The organism is Pseudomonas sp. AN3A02 (assembly GCF_011765255.1).
Taxonomy (GTDB): Bacteria; Pseudomonadota; Gammaproteobacteria; order Pseudomonadales; family Pseudomonadaceae; genus Aquipseudomonas.
This window is the reverse complement of sequence record NZ_JAARNI010000012.1, coordinates 147314-164390: the sequence shown is the minus strand read 5'-3', so window position 1 is coordinate 164390 and position 17077 is coordinate 147314. Positions and strand designations below refer to the sequence as shown.

At 62.9% G+C, this 17077-nt stretch carries 15 protein-coding genes and 1 pseudogene; 7 read left to right on the top strand and 9 right to left on the bottom strand.

Annotated elements, in window-relative coordinates; all coding sequences use genetic code 11:
* Positions 1–509: 509 nt before the first annotated feature.
* Entirely contained in the window at positions 510–1502 is a 993-nt protein-coding gene (locus HBJ59_RS28375; protein ID WP_167665462.1) for a P1 family peptidase, read from the bottom strand.
* Between the two features lie 306 nt (positions 1503–1808).
* Between HBJ59_RS28375 and HBJ59_RS28370 the strand changes: the two genes are divergently transcribed.
* The 7 genes from HBJ59_RS28370 (at position 1809) to HBJ59_RS28340 (ending at position 10810) form a co-directional block, all read left to right on the top strand.
* Complete coding sequence (locus tag HBJ59_RS28370) at positions 1809–4247, top strand: TonB-dependent siderophore receptor (protein WP_076015724.1); 2439 nt, start codon at positions 1809–1811, stop codon at positions 4245–4247.
* A 58-nt stretch (positions 4248–4305) separates the two neighbouring features.
* Positions 4306–5643, top strand: coding sequence for an LLM class flavin-dependent oxidoreductase (locus HBJ59_RS28365; RefSeq protein ID WP_076015725.1), 1338 nt, complete (start codon positions 4306–4308; stop codon positions 5641–5643).
* On the top strand, positions 5640–6557 hold the full coding sequence (locus tag HBJ59_RS28360; RefSeq protein WP_167665461.1) for a 5'/3'-nucleotidase SurE: 918 nt from the start codon (positions 5640–5642) through the stop codon (positions 6555–6557). The genes HBJ59_RS28365 and HBJ59_RS28360 overlap by 4 nt, the downstream gene beginning before the upstream one ends.
* Positions 6554–7543, top strand: a complete 990-nt coding sequence (locus tag HBJ59_RS28355) for an LLM class flavin-dependent oxidoreductase (RefSeq protein WP_167665460.1) — start codon at positions 6554–6556, stop codon at positions 7541–7543. The genes HBJ59_RS28360 and HBJ59_RS28355 overlap by 4 nt, the downstream gene beginning before the upstream one ends.
* Positions 7540–8526: an LLM class flavin-dependent oxidoreductase gene (locus tag HBJ59_RS28350; RefSeq protein ID WP_167665459.1), complete on the top strand. Its 987-nt coding sequence runs from the start codon at positions 7540–7542 to the stop codon at positions 8524–8526. The genes HBJ59_RS28355 and HBJ59_RS28350 overlap by 4 nt, the downstream gene beginning before the upstream one ends.
* A gap of 159 nt (positions 8527–8685) precedes the next feature.
* The gene (locus tag HBJ59_RS28345; protein WP_167665458.1) at positions 8686–9678 is read left to right on the top strand and encodes an LLM class flavin-dependent oxidoreductase; all 993 of its coding nucleotides are present in this window, start codon (positions 8686–8688) and stop codon (positions 9676–9678) included.
* Positions 9668–10810, top strand: a complete 1143-nt coding sequence (locus tag HBJ59_RS28340; protein WP_167665457.1) for an LLM class flavin-dependent oxidoreductase — start codon at positions 9668–9670, stop codon at positions 10808–10810. The genes HBJ59_RS28345 and HBJ59_RS28340 overlap by 11 nt, the downstream gene beginning before the upstream one ends.
* A gap of 656 nt (positions 10811–11466) precedes the next feature.
* On the opposite strand, the gene HBJ59_RS28335 is transcribed toward HBJ59_RS28340, so the two are convergent.
* From HBJ59_RS28335 to HBJ59_RS28300, 8 genes and pseudogenes are all read right to left on the bottom strand, one after another.
* A complete protein-coding gene (locus HBJ59_RS28335; RefSeq protein WP_167665456.1) occupies positions 11467–12546 on the bottom strand; it encodes a sigma-54-dependent Fis family transcriptional regulator in 1080 nt (359 codons plus the stop codon).
* 99 nt (positions 12547–12645) lie between these two features.
* A complete protein-coding gene (locus tag HBJ59_RS28330; protein WP_167665455.1) occupies positions 12646–13311 on the bottom strand; it encodes a methionine ABC transporter permease in 666 nt (221 codons plus the stop codon).
* Positions 13308–14054: a methionine ABC transporter ATP-binding protein gene (locus HBJ59_RS28325; RefSeq protein WP_076015733.1), complete on the bottom strand. Its 747-nt coding sequence runs from the start codon at positions 14052–14054 to the stop codon at positions 13308–13310. The genes HBJ59_RS28330 and HBJ59_RS28325 overlap by 4 nt, the downstream gene beginning before the upstream one ends.
* Positions 14051–14845 carry a MetQ/NlpA family ABC transporter substrate-binding protein gene (locus tag HBJ59_RS28320; protein WP_076015734.1) on the bottom strand — a complete coding sequence of 265 codons (795 nt, stop codon included), beginning with the start codon at positions 14843–14845 and terminating at the stop codon, positions 14051–14053. The genes HBJ59_RS28325 and HBJ59_RS28320 overlap by 4 nt, the downstream gene beginning before the upstream one ends.
* A gap of 14 nt (positions 14846–14859) precedes the next feature.
* Positions 14860–15897, bottom strand: coding sequence for an isopenicillin N synthase family oxygenase (locus tag HBJ59_RS28315; RefSeq protein ID WP_167665454.1), 1038 nt, complete (start codon positions 15895–15897; stop codon positions 14860–14862).
* An 86-nt stretch (positions 15898–15983) separates the two neighbouring features.
* Positions 15984–16502, bottom strand: a pseudogene (locus HBJ59_RS28310) (thioredoxin family protein); the annotation flags it as partial.
* A gap of 77 nt (positions 16503–16579) precedes the next feature.
* The gene (locus tag HBJ59_RS28305) at positions 16580–16759 is read right to left on the bottom strand and encodes a hypothetical protein (protein WP_167665452.1); all 180 of its coding nucleotides are present in this window, start codon (positions 16757–16759) and stop codon (positions 16580–16582) included.
* 10 nt (positions 16760–16769) lie between these two features.
* Positions 16770–17015, bottom strand: a complete 246-nt coding sequence (locus HBJ59_RS28300; RefSeq protein ID WP_167665451.1) for a DUF2790 domain-containing protein — start codon at positions 17013–17015, stop codon at positions 16770–16772.
* Positions 17016–17077 lie beyond the last annotated feature (62 nt).

Sequence of the window (17077 nt, the reverse complement as noted above, 5' to 3'; positions counted from 1 at the left end):
GGCTAGAGTCAGATGCTGGCTTTTAGTCCCACCACCCCTACAAGTCTAACCATACAAGCGGGCTTGCTCGCGAAGGTCGTTAACGATGACGCGGGCATCCTGAATGAACGCGGCGCTCTCAGGTTTTTCGCGAGCAAGCCCGCTCCCACAGAAAAGCAGCTCTGCTTTCGCTCTGGATCTTGCCTCTGCTTCTAACACTCAAGCCGGCCGGGAGGCCGCTGTGCTCTTGCTGTTGATCTTGATCTGACTGCCCCATTCAGCCCGAGGCCGAACGCAGGTATTGCGGAGCGGGTAAACCGGCAGGACGCCGGTTTAGCCGCGCCGGGCCATGGATGGCCCGTCGCGGCGGCCCGCGGAGCAATACCGGAGTGAGGGAACACCGAGCCTAGGCGAGGTGCCGACAGGCGGGGCAGAGCGTTTTGGTTACTTTTGCGCTTTTCAAAAGTGACCCGCTGTAAGAGCGGAACCCTAGGCGGCCGTTACCTAAATAACGGATATGTACTCAGCCCTCAAGCCCGCGCAGCAAACACCCCGCGAGCAATCGACCGAGCCACACAATCAGCCGCCGCCGACCCAATCCGCCCAATATCCACCTGCCGCCGAGGCCCATCCGCCACCTCCACCGCCCCAGAGGCCAGAGCAAACACCGTATCCCCATCAAACGGCAAATGCGCCGGCCGCACCGCCCGGGCAATCCCGTCCTGCGCCATGATCGCCACCCGCTTGCACTCCGCCACCGTCAACCGCGCCGTACTCGCGACCACTACCAGCGTGGTATTGGCCCCCGCTTGCAGGCGCCCCATGGAATCCAGCCGCGACAACTCCGGCATCGGATCACTGCAATCCATCTCCGTCACCGGCCGCCCCCCACCAAACTCCCCCGCCACCTCCCAGGGCCACGCCCAGAACGTCTCCCCATCCGGCATGTAGACCGAACCAATCGGGTTAGCCACCACCAAAGCGGCAACCACCAACCCATCCCCCAAATCCAGGGACGCCGTCCCCAGCCCACCTTTCAACACCCCGGCCATCGCCCCACGCCCGGCCCCGACAGAGCCCAGCTCAAACTCCGGACCGGCATTGGCCAGCGCCTCAAACCCCAGCCGTCGGTAAGGTGGCTCCAGGCCCCAATCCTTGTCCCCGCCATTCGCCAAATCATGCAACACCGCCGCCGGCACGATAGGAATCGCTGGCGCACCCGGCTTCAAATGCAACCCCACCTGGTCCTGGGACAACTTCGCCGCCACCGCATCCGCCGCCCCCAGGCCAAACACCGAGCCACCGGCAAACACCAAGGCGTGCAGCTGACCCACCATGTTCTCCGGCTCCAGCGCCGCGGTTTCGCGACCACCTGGGCCTCCACCGCGAATGTCGATACTGGCAGTCCAGAAACCATCCGGGCGGATCACCGTGACGCCGGTGTCGGCGTACAGGTCTGTGGCGTGGCCAACCTCCAGGCCGGGAATATCAGTGAGGGCGTTGCGCGGGCCAGGTCTAGGCATACAGAAAAGCTTCCTTGGGTTTAGGTATGGCGTGGGGAGAGCAAGGGGTGTGCCAAGGAGGCGCTCCCCCGGCCCAGCGTACGCTAGCAGCTTCGCGAAAAAATCCCCTGCACAAAAACCAACACCCTGCCCTCCCGCCTGTTAGAAAAACACCACCCGCCCCGCAAACCCTCCAACAACTCCTTGTTATCCAAGACTTTTCAGCGATGGCACAGCCTTTGCTCTCCTGCCTCCACCAGAGCTTGAACTTAACAAGCCACCCTCGAACAAGGCCCGTTGCCTAACCACACTGGAGTGTTGCACATCATGAATCCATCCCGCGCCGCAGGCCGCCGCCAACCCGGCAAGGCCTTCGCCCATACCCTTTTGTTCCTCGCCCTGTGCGAGGCCGTCAGCTACAGCAGCCTGACCCTCGCCGCCGACGCCCCGGCCAGTGATAACCCCCTGGACACCGTCGTGGTAATTGGCAACCGTGGCCAGGCCCGCACCCTGGCCGACAGCCCGGCGCCGGTGGACGTGATTTCTTCCAAGCAATTGCTCGCCACCGGCCAGGGCGACCTGACCCGTGCCTTGAGCAAGGTGCTGCCGTCCCTCAACCAGCCGGCCTCGTCGGGCTTCGGTTCGACCTCGATCGTGCGCCCCATCAGCCTGCGCGGCTTGAACGGCGACCAGGTGCTGGTGTTGGTCAACGGCAAGCGCCGCCACAACAGTGCGCTGCTGAACAACGCCACCTCCCTCAACTCCGGCTCGCAACCGGTGGACCTGGACATGATCCCCACCGCCCTGGTGGATCACATCGAAGTCCTGCGTGACGGCGCCTCGGCGCAATACGGGTCGGACGCCATCGGCGGCGTGATCAACATCGTGCTCAAGCAAACCGACCACGGCGGCAGCTTGTCCACCACCTACGGCCAGAACTATGAAAACGGCGACGGCGAAACCGTGCGTCAAACCGGCAATGTCGGCCTGGCCCTGCCCAACGACGGTTTCATCAACCTCGCCCTGGACGTGAAGAAACAGGACGTCTCGGACCGTTCCGATGCGGCGCCATATACCGATAGTGCCGGCAACACCAGCCAACGCCACACCTACTACGGCACCGGCTTGCCCGAGGCGAAGAACTTCAGCCTGGGCTACAACGCCGAGCTGCCGGTCGCCGACGCGCTGACCCTGTACTCGTTCTCGACCTACACCCACCGCAACTCGGAAAAGCCCCTGGCGTTCCACCAGCCGCCGTCGTTCAACGGCATCCAGACCCCGTACCCGGAAGGTATCGAAGACAACCTGCGCTTCATCGAAGACGACTTCCAGGTGGCGTTCGGCGGCAAGGGCCAGGCCGCCGGCTGGGACTATGACCTGTCGAGCACCTACGGCCAGGACCATGCCCGGGCCACCCTCACCGACACCTACAACCTGAGCTACGGCCCGAACTCACCGACCTCGGTCGACACCGGCGTAAAAACTTTCAGCCAGTGGACCAACAACCTCGACCTGACTCGCGCCTTCGACCTCGGCCTGTACAAGCCGACGCAGATTTCCTGGGGCCTGGAACAGCGCTACGAAGACTACAAGATCGGCAAGGGAGACCTCGCCTCCTACGCCAGCGGGCCGTTCGACACCGGTGCCAACGGCGCGATCATTCCACCCGGGACCATTTCCGGTGCCGGTACCACCCCGGCCGACGCCGCCGAAAAAAGCCGCATCAGCCTCGCGGGCTACGGCGAGATCGGCCAGGACCTCACCGACAAATGGCATGTGGACCTGGCCGGGCGCTACGAGCACTACAACGACGGCTCGGGCACCACCACCAACGGCAAGTTCTCCACCCGCTACCAGTTGACCCCGATCCTGGCCTTGCGCGGCACCGTCAGCACCGGCTTCCGCGCACCGTCCCTGGCCCAGCAGATCTACAGCTCCACCTCGCAAACCAGCGTCAACGGGCAACTGTTCGACTACCGCAACGTGGCGGTGAACTCCGATGTGGCCAAGGCCTTGGGCGCGACCACCCTCAAGCCTGAAAAGTCGACCAACTACAGCATCGGTCTGACCCTGCAACCCACTGACAACACCAACATCACCCTGGATGCCTACCAGATCGTGATCAAGGACCGCATCGCCCAGACCGGTTACCTGGGCGGTACGCCGCAGATCAGCGCGATCCTCGCCGCAGCCGGGCTCAACCCGAACCAGGCGGTGACCTACTTCACCAACGCCCTCGACACCACGACCCGTGGCGTCGACCTGGTGGGTGACTACCGCCAGGACATCGGTGCCTATGGCAGCCTGAAATATAGCGCCGGCTTCAACTGGAACACCACCCAGATTGACTCGATCCACGCCTCGACCGTGGCCACACAGGCCCTCGGCCCGGACGGTGGTTATGGCCGCCAGCGCCAGGGCAACCTCAAGTACGGCTTGCCGCAATCCAAGCTGCTGCTGGGCACCACCTGGACCTACGACAAAGTCGAAACCAGCCTCAACCTGACCCGCTACGGCTCGTACACCGAGTACGGCACCGCCGAGATCTACGACCGCAACTTCGCGCCGACCTGGATCACCGACCTGAACATCGACTACCACCTGACCAAAGCCGTGACCCTGAATGCGGGGGCCAACAATCTGTTCAACAAATACCCGAAACGCACCGACCTGGTAAGCAGCTCCGGCGGCTTCCCGTACGGTACCTTTTCGCCTTACGGCACCACCGGTGGCTATTGGTACACCGGCGTGACGTACGCCTTTTGACCCAGCCCGCGGGGCCGGTTCGCCGGCCCTGCGCCTGACCTTTTGCGGGAGCCTGTCCATGACCCGACGTACCGATCAACTCAAGCTGGGGGCCTTCCTGGCCAACAGCGGCCACCATGTATCGGCCTGGCGCCACCCCCTGGCCCAGGCGGATGCCAGCCTGGATTTCGAGCACTTCAAACACATCGCGCAAACCGCCGAACGCGGCAAATTCGACGCCTTGTTCGTCGCCGACGTGGTCGCCTTATGGGGCCATCATCACGACGCCCTCAGCCGCACTGCCCGTGCCGAACACTTCGAACCCTTGACCCTGATGGCCGCTTTGGCAGCCGTCACGAGCAACATCGGCCTGATCGCCACCGCCACCACCAGCTACAACGAGCCGTACCATATCGCCCGCAAGTTCGCCTCCCTCGATCACCTGTCCAAGGGGCGCGCCGCCTGGAACCTGGTGACCTCGGTGGTCTCGGATGAGGCCTGGAACTTCGGCCGCGAAACCCATATCGACCATGGCGACCGCTACCAGCGCGCCGAAGAATTCCACGACGTGGTCAAGGGCCTCTGGGACAGTTGGGACGACGACGCCTTCACCCGCGACAAGGCCAGCGGGGAGTATTTCGACCCGGCCAAACTGCACACCCTGAATCATCGCGGCGAACATTTTTCCGTACGTGGCCCACTCAACGTCGCGCGCCCTCCACAGGGCCATCCGGTGTTGGTACAGGCCGGTGCGTCGGAACCCGGCAAGGCCCTCGCCGCCCGCGTCGCCGAGCTGATTTTTGCGGTCAACCATGACCTCACGGGCGCCCAGGCTTTCTATCAAGACATCAAGCAACGCGCCGCCGCCTTTGGCCGTGACCCCGACCACATCAAGATCCTGCCCGGTGTCACCCCGTTTATTGGCGAAACCCGCGAACAGGCCCAGGCGCTGTTCGAAGAATTCCAGGCCCTGGTGGACCCGGTGCTGGGCCTGCGTTTCCTGGCCGACACCCTGGGCGATGACATCGACCTGTCGGGCCACGACCTCGACGGCCCGCTGCCGGAAACCCCGGTAGGCCAGCGCGGCAGCCGTCGCGACAAACTACTGGAACTGGCCCGCAGCCAGAACCTGAGCATCCGCCAGTTGTACCTGCACCTGACCGCCGGCAACCCGGTGATCGGCACCGCCGAAGACATCGCCGACTTCTTCGAGCAGTGGTTCGAAGCCCGTGCCTGTGACGGGTTTAATGTGTTCTTCCCGTACTTCCCGGGCGGTATCGACCTGTTCGTCGAGCAGGTGATCCCACTGCTGCAGCAACGCGGGCTGTTCCGCACCGAATACGAAGGCACCACCCTGCGGGAAAACCTCGGCCTGCCGCGCCCGGCCAATCGCTTTACCCAGGGAGTCACACCATGAAGCACAGCGCATGGATGCTGGCCGTCGGCAGCCTGTTCGTCTCGAAGGCCTTTGCCCTGAACATTTTGCTGAGCAACGACGACGGTTATCAGCACCCCAATATTCGCGCCCTGTACACCGAGCTCAAGGCCCAGGGGCATACAGTGCGGATTGCCGCACCGCAGGCCGACCAGAGCGCACGGGGCGGTGCGTTTTTCTTTGGTCGCGAAGTCACCGTTGGCCATGACGACGACCCGGCCTACCCCGACAGTTACTACATCAGCACCACTGAAAACGGCGTGTGCCAAAGCCCCGAATGCGCCGGCAAAGACGTGCAGATCGAAATCAGCGGCACGCCGGTGATGGCCTTGCTGATGGGCCTGAAAAAAGTCATGCCCCACCCCGACCTGGTGATCGTCGGCCCTAACCCCGGGAATAACCTGGGGGCGATCAACAGCGCTTCCGGCACCTTCAACGTCGCCAGTGTCGCGGTGCAGGCGGGCATTCCGGCGCTGGCGGTCAGCACCGATTTGAAAGAGACAGACCCACAACGCGCGGCACTGCTGGTGGCGAAGCTGGTCAATGCCCTGGACCAGCATCGCCAGCCCGACGGCGCGCTCTTGCCCAAGGGCCTGGGCCTGAATATCAACCTGCCAAAAGCCCCACAGATCAAGGGCGTGAAACTCACCCGCATCGGCAGCTATGTGGGTTTTGAAGCGGTGTACACCGACGACCTCAAGCAATTCAAGCTGCCGGGCAAGCCGGGCATCGGCTTCCAGTACAGCCCCGCCGCCACCGCCGAGCAGCAGAAGCAGGATGAGGCGGTATGGCTCAACAAGGGTTACCTGACCATCAGCCCGTTCAGCGGCCTGCCGGAGTCGATCAATGCCGGTCCCGCGCTGCAAACACAACTGGCCCGCGAGGTGCTGCCATGAGTTCGAGTTTTTCCCTGGGGTTTCTCAGCCGGGTCTACAGCCCCGGCTTCGAGCCCAAGGTCTACCGCGACACCGTGGAGTTGTTCAAGGTCGCCGAAGAGCTGGGCTTTGACAGTGGCTGGGTGGCGCAGCACCACTTCGCCAGCGAGAACGGCCGCCTGCCCTCGCCCCTGGTATTGCTCGCCGCCATCGCCCAGCGCACCCGCAGGATCAGCCTGGGCACCGGGATAATCGTGCTGCCCCAGGAAGCGCCGCTGCGCCTGGCGGAAGACGCCTCGGTGCTGGACCTGTTGAGCAATGGCCGGCTGGAGCTGGGCCTGGGTGCGGGTTTTGATCCCGACACGTTCACGGCGTTCGGTCGTGAGCCTGAGGCGCGCCACCGCGACTATGAGCAGCACCTGCAACAGTTAATCCATGCCTTGGGCAACGCACCACTGACCGACAGCGGCTCGCGCCTGTTGCCACGGGCAGCCGGCCTTGGGCAGCGAATCTGGGAAGCCACCTCACGGGTGGAACTGGTGGCCGAGCGCGGCCACGGCCTGATCATGGCGCCCAACCCGCACCTGCCGCCTGAAGCCGGGGTAGAACTGGTCAACCGCTATCGCAACGCCTGGACCGGTGACAACGGCACCCCGCCCCGCGTCACCCGGGTACAGGCGCTGATCCCGAACCCGGACGCCGCCACGCGCAACGATATCCAGGCCTACGTGCAACGCCAACAGAGCATCGGCGTGTACAAGGCGCCGGTGGATGATGATTTCGACACCACCCTCAGGCGCCTCGGCATCCTGCACGGCCCGGTCGAGCAGATCATCGAGCAGTTGCAGCAAGGCCCGAGCCTGACGGCCAACGACCACCTGGTGCTGCAAGTACAGACCGCCAGCACCCCGCTGCGGGATGCGATCCGCGCCCTGGAAATCATCCGCGAACAGATCGCCCCGGCCCTCGGCTGGCAACCGACGCTGCCCCAAGGAACCCTGACATGAGCTTCAAACTGGGCTTTCTCAGCCACGCCTTTGGTGACGATCCACAGCAGGTCTACCGCGACCTGATCGAACAATTCGAAGTCGCCGAGGCCCTGGGTTTCGACGGTGGCTGGATTGCCCAGCACCACCTGAGCAATGGCTTTGGCCGGCTGCCGTCGCCGCTGGTATTGCTGGCGGCGGTGGCCGAGCGAACCCGGCATATCGAACTGGGCACCGGAGTGATCGTGCTGCCTTTCGAAGACCCGATCCGCCTGGCGGAAGACGCCAGTGTGCTCGATGCCCTGAGCGGCGGCCGGGTGCAACTGGGCCTGGGCAGCGGCGGCGCCAACCTCGACAATTTCAGCGCGTTTGGCCGTGATGCCGTGCTACGCCAGGTCGACTTCAGCGACCACCAGCAGCAGGCCCAGCAGTTACTCGACGGCGAGCCGTTGACGCCCCACAGCCCGCTGACCCTGCAACCGCCAGCAACCGGCTTGAGCAGCCGCTTGTGGCACTCCCACGGCAGCCTCGAAGGCGCGGCATACACCGCCAGCCAGGGCAACGGCCTGCTGCTAGGCACCGCCACCCACGATCCGCTGACGGTGCAGAAACCCCTGGCCGATGCTTACTTGAACGCCTGGACCCGCACCGATCGCCCACCGAGAATCGGCGTGGTGCGCGCAATTTTCCCGGCAGCGGATCGCGCCAGTGCCCAAGCGGAACTGGCGGTGGATATCGAGCGCCACATCCCGCGCCTGCAACGCGAGGGCCTGATTGATCAAGCCGTGGACCTGCAGGAGCACCTGCGCCTGATGAACGTGCACCACGGCCATCCCGACGAAGTGATCGCCAGCCTGCAACAGGACCCATCCCTGCTGCCCTATGCTGACTACGTGATCGCCGTGGTCCAGGCTGAAAGCTCGACCCAGGCGCAGATCCTCAAGCGCCTGGAAATCATCGCCCGGGACATCGCCCCGGCCCTCGGATGGCGAGGACGAGAGTAGGATGATCAAACGCCCTGAAAGCGTCAGCTCCCGTAGCAGCTGTCGAGTGAAACGAGGCTGCGTAGCGGTGTGTCAGATACACCGCGAACGCAGCCTCGCCGGGGCTCGACAGCTGCTACGACGACGCGTGATGCTGATGCCAAACTATGGAGCCCGTGTATGCCCCTTGAATTCAGTTGGTTGATGCCCCTCTGTACCCCCGACTGGGCGGCGCGGCCGGGGCAATGGATCCAGCTGGCCCAGGCGGTGGAATACGCCGGCATCGACGGCCTGTGGATCCCCGGCGGCGCGCTGTGTGCCGACAGCCTCGGGGTGGCGGCGGCGTTGTGCGCCCACACCCGACGAATGCAATTGTCGGTGAGCGTACCGCCGGAAGTCATGCTGCCGGCGGCCCTGGCCACCACCCTGCAAAGCCTGCAATCGATCAGCAGCCACCGGGTGCGCCTGCACTTGCCCGACGGCGAACAAGGCAGCCTGCGCAGTGCGTTTGGCGAATGGCTGAACCGCGACCAGCGCAGCGAACGCATCGGCGAATACCTGGAGATTCTCCAACAACTGCTGGCACCGAATGACGGCGGCCTGGATTATCAAGGCCGCTATTTCCAACTGGAAAACGCCGGCGTCGCCCGCCGCGAACTGCCCGCGCCGCCACTGGTGCTGGACGACAGCCAAAGCCACGCGCTGGTGGCCGGCCACGCCCAGGTGTGCCTGTTGCGGCCTGGGCATCCGCAGTGGCTGGCCCAGGAGATACAACGCTGGCGCCAGCTTCAGCCGGGCCTGGCCTTTGCCTGCACCTTCGGCCTGGTCATCGGCGACAGCGAGGACCTGGCCTGGGAAACCGCCGCCGCCCTGCTGCCGACCCAGGACCTGCCCAACCACCGCATCGCCACCGTGCCCCGCGACCGACACCCGTTGCGCCAGTGGGAGATCCACCCGAACCTGCTGCAACTGCACCCTGGCCAACCGCTGATCCTGGTGGGCACGCCCCGCCAAATCGCCACGCGCCTGCAGGAACTGCACGGCCTGGGCCTTGGCCACATCATCCTGCAAGGCGGCCCGGCGGTCGGCGAAGTGCTGCGCTTTGGTGAACAGATCCTGCCGCTGCTTTTTCAACACGGCCTGCGCAAGGAGCGACTGCACCATGAACACTGAGGTTCGCCCCCCGATCCAGCTCGACTGGTTCCTGCCCACCAATGGCGACGGTCGCCACCTCACCAGCAGTGGCCTGCCCAAGGTCGGGCTGTTCCAGCAAGGCGAACGTGCCCCCACCCTCGATTACCTGCGCCAGATTGTGCGGGCTACCGAACAGGCCGGATTCGACGGGATCATGGTGCCCACCGCCAGCGGTTTCGAGGATCCGTGGCTGATTACCGCGGTGCTGGCCCAGGAAGTGCGACGGCTTAAATTCCTCCTGACGTTGCGACCAGGCATGGAGCTGCCAGCCTATACCGCCCACCGTGCGGCGACCTTGCAGTTGCTGAGCGAGAATCGCCTGGCGTTGCATGTGGTGACGGGGTCCAGCCGTTTTGAGCAGCGTTCGTTGGGGGATTTTCTCGAACACGATGAGCGTTATGCGCGTACTGCGGAGTTTTTGCAGGTGTTCCAGGCGGTGTGGGCTGGCAAGCAGCCGGCGCATCCGGGACGCTACTACCGCAGTGGGATCAGCACGCCGGTGGCGCCTGGGGCCGAGGTGCCGGCGATCTATTTTGGGGGTGCCTCCGAGGCTGCCGAGCAGGTGGGGGCTGCCCATGGGCAGACGTACCTGATGTGGTGTGAGCCGCCGGCAATGATTGCCGAGCGGGTGGTGCGGATGCGTGAGTTGGCGGCGATGCAGGGCCGGACGTTGCGCTTTGGGTTGCGCTTGCACATCTTTGCCGATCGCACTGACGAGGCGGCCTGGGCGCATGTGGAGCGGCTGTTGGAGGAGATACCCAAGGACGCCATTGACCGGGCGCAGCGGCAGATGGCCAAGTATGAATCGGTGGGTCAGAGTCGCCAGACCGAGTTGATGAAAGGCCGTGGGCGTGGGGCGCGGGAGCTGGAGGTCTCGGCCAACCTCTGGGCCGGTGTGGGCCTGGTACGGGGCGGGGCCGGGACGGCGTTGGTGGGGAGTTATGAGCGGGTGGCGGAGCGGATCGAGGAGTATCACCAGCTCGGGGTGGACAGCTTTATTCTCTCGGGGTTTCCGCATCTGGAAGAGTCGATTCATGTGGGGGCGGAGGTGTTGCCTTTGTTGCGCAGGATTGGGGCTTCGGGGAGGGTTGTTGAGGTGGGTCGGGGTTGATTGAGTACATATCCGTTTCTTCGGTTATGGCTGATATTGGTTCCGCTCTTACAGCGGCTCACTTTTGAAAAGCGCAAAAGTAAGCAAAACGCTCTTGCCCCACCACTCGGCACCTCCGGCCTACCGGCCGGCTTGAGTGTTGAAAAGCAAAATCAAAAGCTAAAGCGGGCACGGTCCAAAAAATGTGGGAGCGGGCTTGCTCGCGAAGGTCGTTAACGATGACGTTGGCATTCTGGATGAACGCGGCGACCTCAGGTTTTTCGCGAGCAAGCCCGCTCCCACATAACAGCAGATCTGTTTTCGCTCTGGTCTTTGCTTCTGCTTTTAACACTCAAGCCGGCCGGTAGGCCGCTGTGCTCTTGATCTGCTTTTGATCTTGATCTTAGGCGCCCCGTTAAACCACGCTGGCCGAACGCAGGCTTTGGAGCGTGGGTAACCCGGCAGGACGCCAGGTTAGCCGCGCTGGGCCAAGGATGGCCCATCGCGGCGGCCCACGGTCCAAAGCCGGAGTGAGGGCACTCCGAGCCTAGGCGAGGAGCCGAGTGGTGGGGCAAGAGCGTTTTGCTTACTTTGCACGCTTTTGCAAAGTGACCCTGTAAGAAGCGGAATCATAAGCCGCCGTTACCTGAATAACGGATATGTACATCATCAAAAAATCAGGGTTTCACCCGCCCCTTGAGCATCCCATGATTCACCAAAAGCGTCCGCATGGCATTGCGCGTAACCCCCAACAACTCCGCCGTACGCAACTGATTAAACCCACAAAACCCAAACGCCTCCCGCACGATCAAATCCTCGATATCGTGCAACAACGAATCCCCCGGCACCTCGAACAACCGCAGCAACTGCTCCCGCACCACTTCCTGCGGAATCCTCGGCGCCCCGCTGTTAACGCTGGCATGCATCGCACTCAGCCCCGCAGAAAACTTCAAATGCGACGGCATGATCGGCCTGTCCCCAGCCACCAAAAGCGCCAGGTGCACCACATTCTCCAGCTCACGAATATTCCCCGGCCACGGATAATCCAGCAACGCCTGGGTCGCCGACTCCGACAACATCGGCTCGGCGATTTTCAGCCTGGCACTGTAGAGCCGCCGAAAATGCTCAACCAGCGGCAGGATATCCAGCGGCCGCTCACGCAACGGCAACACCTGCACCTGCGCCACGTTGATGCGATAGAACAGGTCAAGCCGAAAGTTGCCCGCCTCCACCGCCTGCTCCAGGTCGATGTTGGTGGCCGTCACCAGCCGGATATTGATCTTGATCGGCTTGCGAGACCCCACCCGCACCACTTCCTGCTCTTGCAATACCCGCAGCAGCTTCACCTGCAACGGCAGCGGCAAATCACCGATCTCATCGAGGAACAGGGTCCCGCCATCGGCCTCTTCAAACCAGCCGATCCGCCGCCCCGAGGCCCCGGAAAACGAGCCGGCCTCATGCCCAAAAAATTCGCTTTCCGCAAGGTTCTCGCTGATGGCCCCACAGTTCACCGGCACAAACGCACCGGTGCGGCCGCTGGCGCTGTGGATATAGCGCGCCACCAGCTCCTTGCCGGTGCCGGTCTCGCCATTGATCAACACTGGCGCTTCACTGGGGCCGACACGCTGCAAATATTCGAGCAGTTGCAGGGAACGCGGGTCGGCAAAGACCAGTGCCTTGGCGCGAATCGACAACGGGTCTTTTTCGCCCTGGGGTAAAGTCAGGATCGGCGTGGGATGCCCGTGGGGACGGTTCATGAAGAGTATTTCCCGGCGACGAGGTGGAGGTACGAAGGAGAACTTTACTCAGTCATGTATATAACTAGAAATATTAAAAATTCATTAGTACATAACTGTTTATCGACGATGCGCCAGCGACCTCACGCAACGATCCCCCAGGCTTTGCACGCCCTGAACCAGCACCACCAACACGATCACCGTCACCACCATGATCTGATTGTTGAAACGTTGATACCCATAACGAATCGCCAGGTCGCCCAGGCCGCCACCACCAATCACCCCGGCCATGGACGAAAAGCCGATCAGCATCACCAGGGTCAGGGTCAACCCCGCAAGCAACGCAGGCAGCGCCTCCGGCAGCAGCACCTTGAAGATCACATGCCGAATATCCCCGCCCATGGCGACGATGGCTTCGATGCGACCCTTGTCCACTTCGTCCAGCGCGTTCTCGACAATCCGCGCAAAAAACGGAAAGGCGCCAATGGTGATCGGCACCACGGCGGCAGTGCTGCCCAATGTGGTACCGACGATCAGCCGGGTCAGTGGAATCAAGGCAATCAGCATCACCACAAAGGGCAATGAGCGGCCCAGGTTGATCACCGCACCCAGCACACGGTTCACCCTTGGCAGCGGGAACAGCCCGCCGCGGCGGCTGACAAACAGCAGCACCCCCAGGGGTAGGCCGATCAGCAAGGTAAAGACCGCCGCCAGCAGCACCATGTACAGAGTTTCGCCGGTGGCCGTGAGCAGCAGTTGCAGGACGTCGTTCCAGTCCGTTTTCATACCGCCCTCACCGCTGACAGGTTGGGTGCCAGTGACCGACCCAGGCTTGAGGCGGGGTCCGCCTGCAATTGAATCAGGCTGCCGCTTTCCACCACGCGCCCATTGGCCAGGGACACCGCGCTGTCGCAGATAGCCTTGACCACATCCAGCTCGTGGGTGATCAACACGATGGTCACCCCCAGTTGCCGATTGATACTGCGCAGCAGTTCCAGGATCGACGCGGTGGTTTCCGGGTCGAGGGCGCTGGTGGCTTCGTCCGACAGCAAATAATCCGGGCGCGCCGCCAGTGCCCGGGCGATGCCGACGCGCTGCTTCTGGCCGCCGGACAGTTGCGACGGAAACGCCAGTGCCTTGTCACTCAGGCCGACCAGCTCCAGCAATTCCTCGACCCGGGCAACGCGTTCGGCCTTCGGCTGGCCGGCGATTTCCAGGGGCACCGCCACATTGTCGGCGACGTTGCGTGAATGCAGCAGGTTGAAACCCTGGAAGATCATGCCGATGCGCTGGCGTTGCTGGCGCAGTTGCTTGTCACTGAGCAGTGTCAGGTCCTGGCCGTCCATGAGGATGCGCCCGGAAGTCGGGCGTTCCAGCAGGTTCAGGCAACGCAGCAAAGTACTCTTGCCCGCCCCGCTCCGCCCCACGATCCCGAAGATCGAACCGTCTGCAATCTGCAACGACACGTTATCCAGCGCCGGCGGCTGGCCATCGGCGTAGGTTTTGCTGACCTGCTCAACGACGATCATTCGACAGCTACCGGGATCACCGAGCCTGAGTATTTCTCGGTGATGAACTTGGCCACCTCCGGCGAATTCAGGTCCTTGGCCAGCTGTTTGATCCGTGGGTCGTCCTGCAATTTCGGGGTGGTCACGAGGATATTCGCGTAGGGATTGCCCTGGGCTTTTTCCAGCCCAAGGGCGTCCTTGGCCGGTGACAGGCCGGCCTCGAGGGCGTAGTTGCCGTTGATCACAGCGAGGTCGACGTCATCCAGGGCGCGAGGAATCTGTGGTGATTCGATCTCGAGGATCTTCAGGTGCCTGGGGTTCTCGGCAATGTCCTTGGGCGTTGCCTGGTCCTTGGCCGGATCGTTGAAACCGGGCTTGAGCGTGATCAGGCCGTTGGCTTGCAGCAGGTACAGCGCACGGCTCAGGTTGGTGACGTTGTTGGGCACGGCAACGGTGCCTTTATCCGGCACCTGGGCAAAGCTGGTGTGGCGATGGGAATAGATACCCAGCGGCTCGATATGTACTGTGGCTGCCACTGTGAATTTCTGGCCGAGAGCCTGTTCCTGGGAGTGCAGGTACGGCAAGTGCTGGAAGTAGTTGGCGTCCACATCACCGTGGGCCAGCAGTTCATTGGAGTTCACGCCGTTGGGAATTTCGATGATTTTCAGCTGCAGCTGCGGGTCGAGCTTCTGCACGTATTCGAGGATTTGCGCGTGGGGAATCGGGTCCGCCGCCACACGCAGGGCCTCGGCGGCCTGGGCGTCGAAGGAGGCAATCAGGACGGCCAGGGCCAGGGCTGTTTTCTTGAGCATGGTGATGTTCCTTATCAGGCGGACAGGGCTTGGGGAATCGTGGCGTCGGCGTAAAAGCGTTGAGCGACATCCGGATGGGAACGCAGGCGACCCTTGAGGTAGTTCCAGCCGACGTCCCGCAGCAGCGGGTTACGCGGGTCACTGGTGGGGCCGTGGGCATCGCGCAGCAACTCGGGCGGCAACTGATACACCGGCACCACCGCGTCCAGTTGCGCACCGAGGAAAAACGCCAGGGACAAACGTTCGCTGCCCAGGGGCGGCGATTCGACCCGGTGCACCGTGGCACGCAGGTAGCCGTTGGTTGCCAGCTCCAGCAACTCGCCGATGTTCACCACCAGGGTGTCCGGGCGCGGCGAGGCGTCGATCCAGCGGCCCTCCTCCACTTCCACTTGCAGGCCGGCCTGCTGGTCTTGCAGGAGGAAGCTGAGAAAGCCGGAATCCTTGTGGGCACCGACGCCCTGGCGACTCTGCTGGGCGTGGCGGCCGGGGTAGCGGATCAGCTTGATGTGTTCGTTGGGCTTGTCGCCATACAGCGGGTCGAAAGCGTTTTCCGGCAGCGACAAGGCCCGGGCAAAGGCGCGCAACAAGCGCAGGGACATCTGAGTCATCGCCTGCTGCCAGGCCAGTAACAAGGGCTTGAGTTCAGGCAACGCGGCAGGCCACTGGTTGGGACCTTGCAGGCGCGACCAGGCCGGTGAATCCGGGCCTTGCTGCAACGGCTCGCGCTCGGCGCCGAGGTCGAACTGTTCACGCAGGTCCGGCTGCCCCCGGGTGATCTCCGACGCGGTGCGGTTGTAGCCGCGAAAATGCGGGGAGTTGATCATGCCGACAGCAAGTTTGTCGGCCTCCGGCAAGGCGAAAAACTGGCGCGCCTGCTGCTGCACCTGGGTGAGCAACCCGGCGTCGATGCCGTGGCCGGTGAGGTAGAAAAAACCGATATGCCGCGCAGCGTGGCGCAGGTCATCGAGAAACTGCCCACGCTGGGCCGGGCTGCCGTCGAGCAGCGCCAGGTCCAGCAGGGGCAAGGTGTTGATTGCCAGCGGGTGCGACATTGGGTGCTCACTCCATGAACAGGTACGTGGAGTGGTGAAGCTAAACGATCTAAAAATCTCGCAATAAATACCTTTTTGGCATTAGCTTAGGTTGGCGCGTTAGCCGCCCGGGCTTCTTCCAGCAAGGCCTGGATGACTTTTTCCTGATTGTCGTAGCGGCCCTCGCCAAAATGGCTGTAGCGCACTTTACCGGTGGCATCGAAGAAGTAATGGGCCGGCCAGTACTGGTTATCGAAGGCGCGCCAGATCCGATAGTCATTGTCGATGGCCACCGGGTAATGGATGTCCAGCTTCTTGACCTGGCTGCGTACGTTATCCAGGACTTTCTCGTAGCCGTTTTCCGGCGTGTGCACTCCGATCACCACCAACCCGTCCTTGGCGTACTTCTTCGCCCACTGATTGACGTACGGCAGGCTGCGCTGGCAGTTGACGCAGTCGTAGGTCCAGAAATCCACCAGTACCACCTTGCCCTTCAGGCCCTCGGCCGTCAGCGGCGGCGAGTTGAGCCAGGCCACCGCGCCGTCGAGGGACGGCATGCGCTCATCGGACTGGTTGAAACTTTCGGCATCGACGTTATTGATCAGGTAGTTCACCGCCTTGGGCACGCCGACCAAGGCAACCACCAGTGCCAACAGCATCAGGCTTTTTGAGCGGCGCAGGTATTGGATGAAATTCATGGGTGTCACCTCGTGGCCGGGGGTGTTTCGGCGCGTTTGCGACCCGCGCCGTTTTGCGCCACCGGCGTGTTCTGGAAGCAGGTTTCACTGCCGGTGAGTTTTTTCGCGGTAGCGGCGTTCACATCCGCCGCCACGCCCGCCATGGAAAATGCCAAGGCGCTGAGAAAGCTGTTGAGTCGGGTCATGGCAGTCTCTTCAGCTGCCTTCAAGGCAGTTGCTGGAAAATTTGCGGTAGTCGAGGACGTGGCGCTGGCCTTGGGAATCGAGGTAGGTCAGGTGCGAATTGACGATGCCGCACAGGGCGCTGCTGCCGGCTTCTTCGGTGATGGACACCACCTGGTGTATATCCGGCTGGCTGGCGGTGGTTTCGGCATGGCCGGTAATGCTCAAACCCGTGAGTGCAGCAAACAGGCAGGCGGCAGAGGTAGCTTTGAGATTCATGTGCGGTTCTCCGGGGTTTCAAGTGGGCCGAGGCGGATTACCTCGATGAGCTCATTTGAACT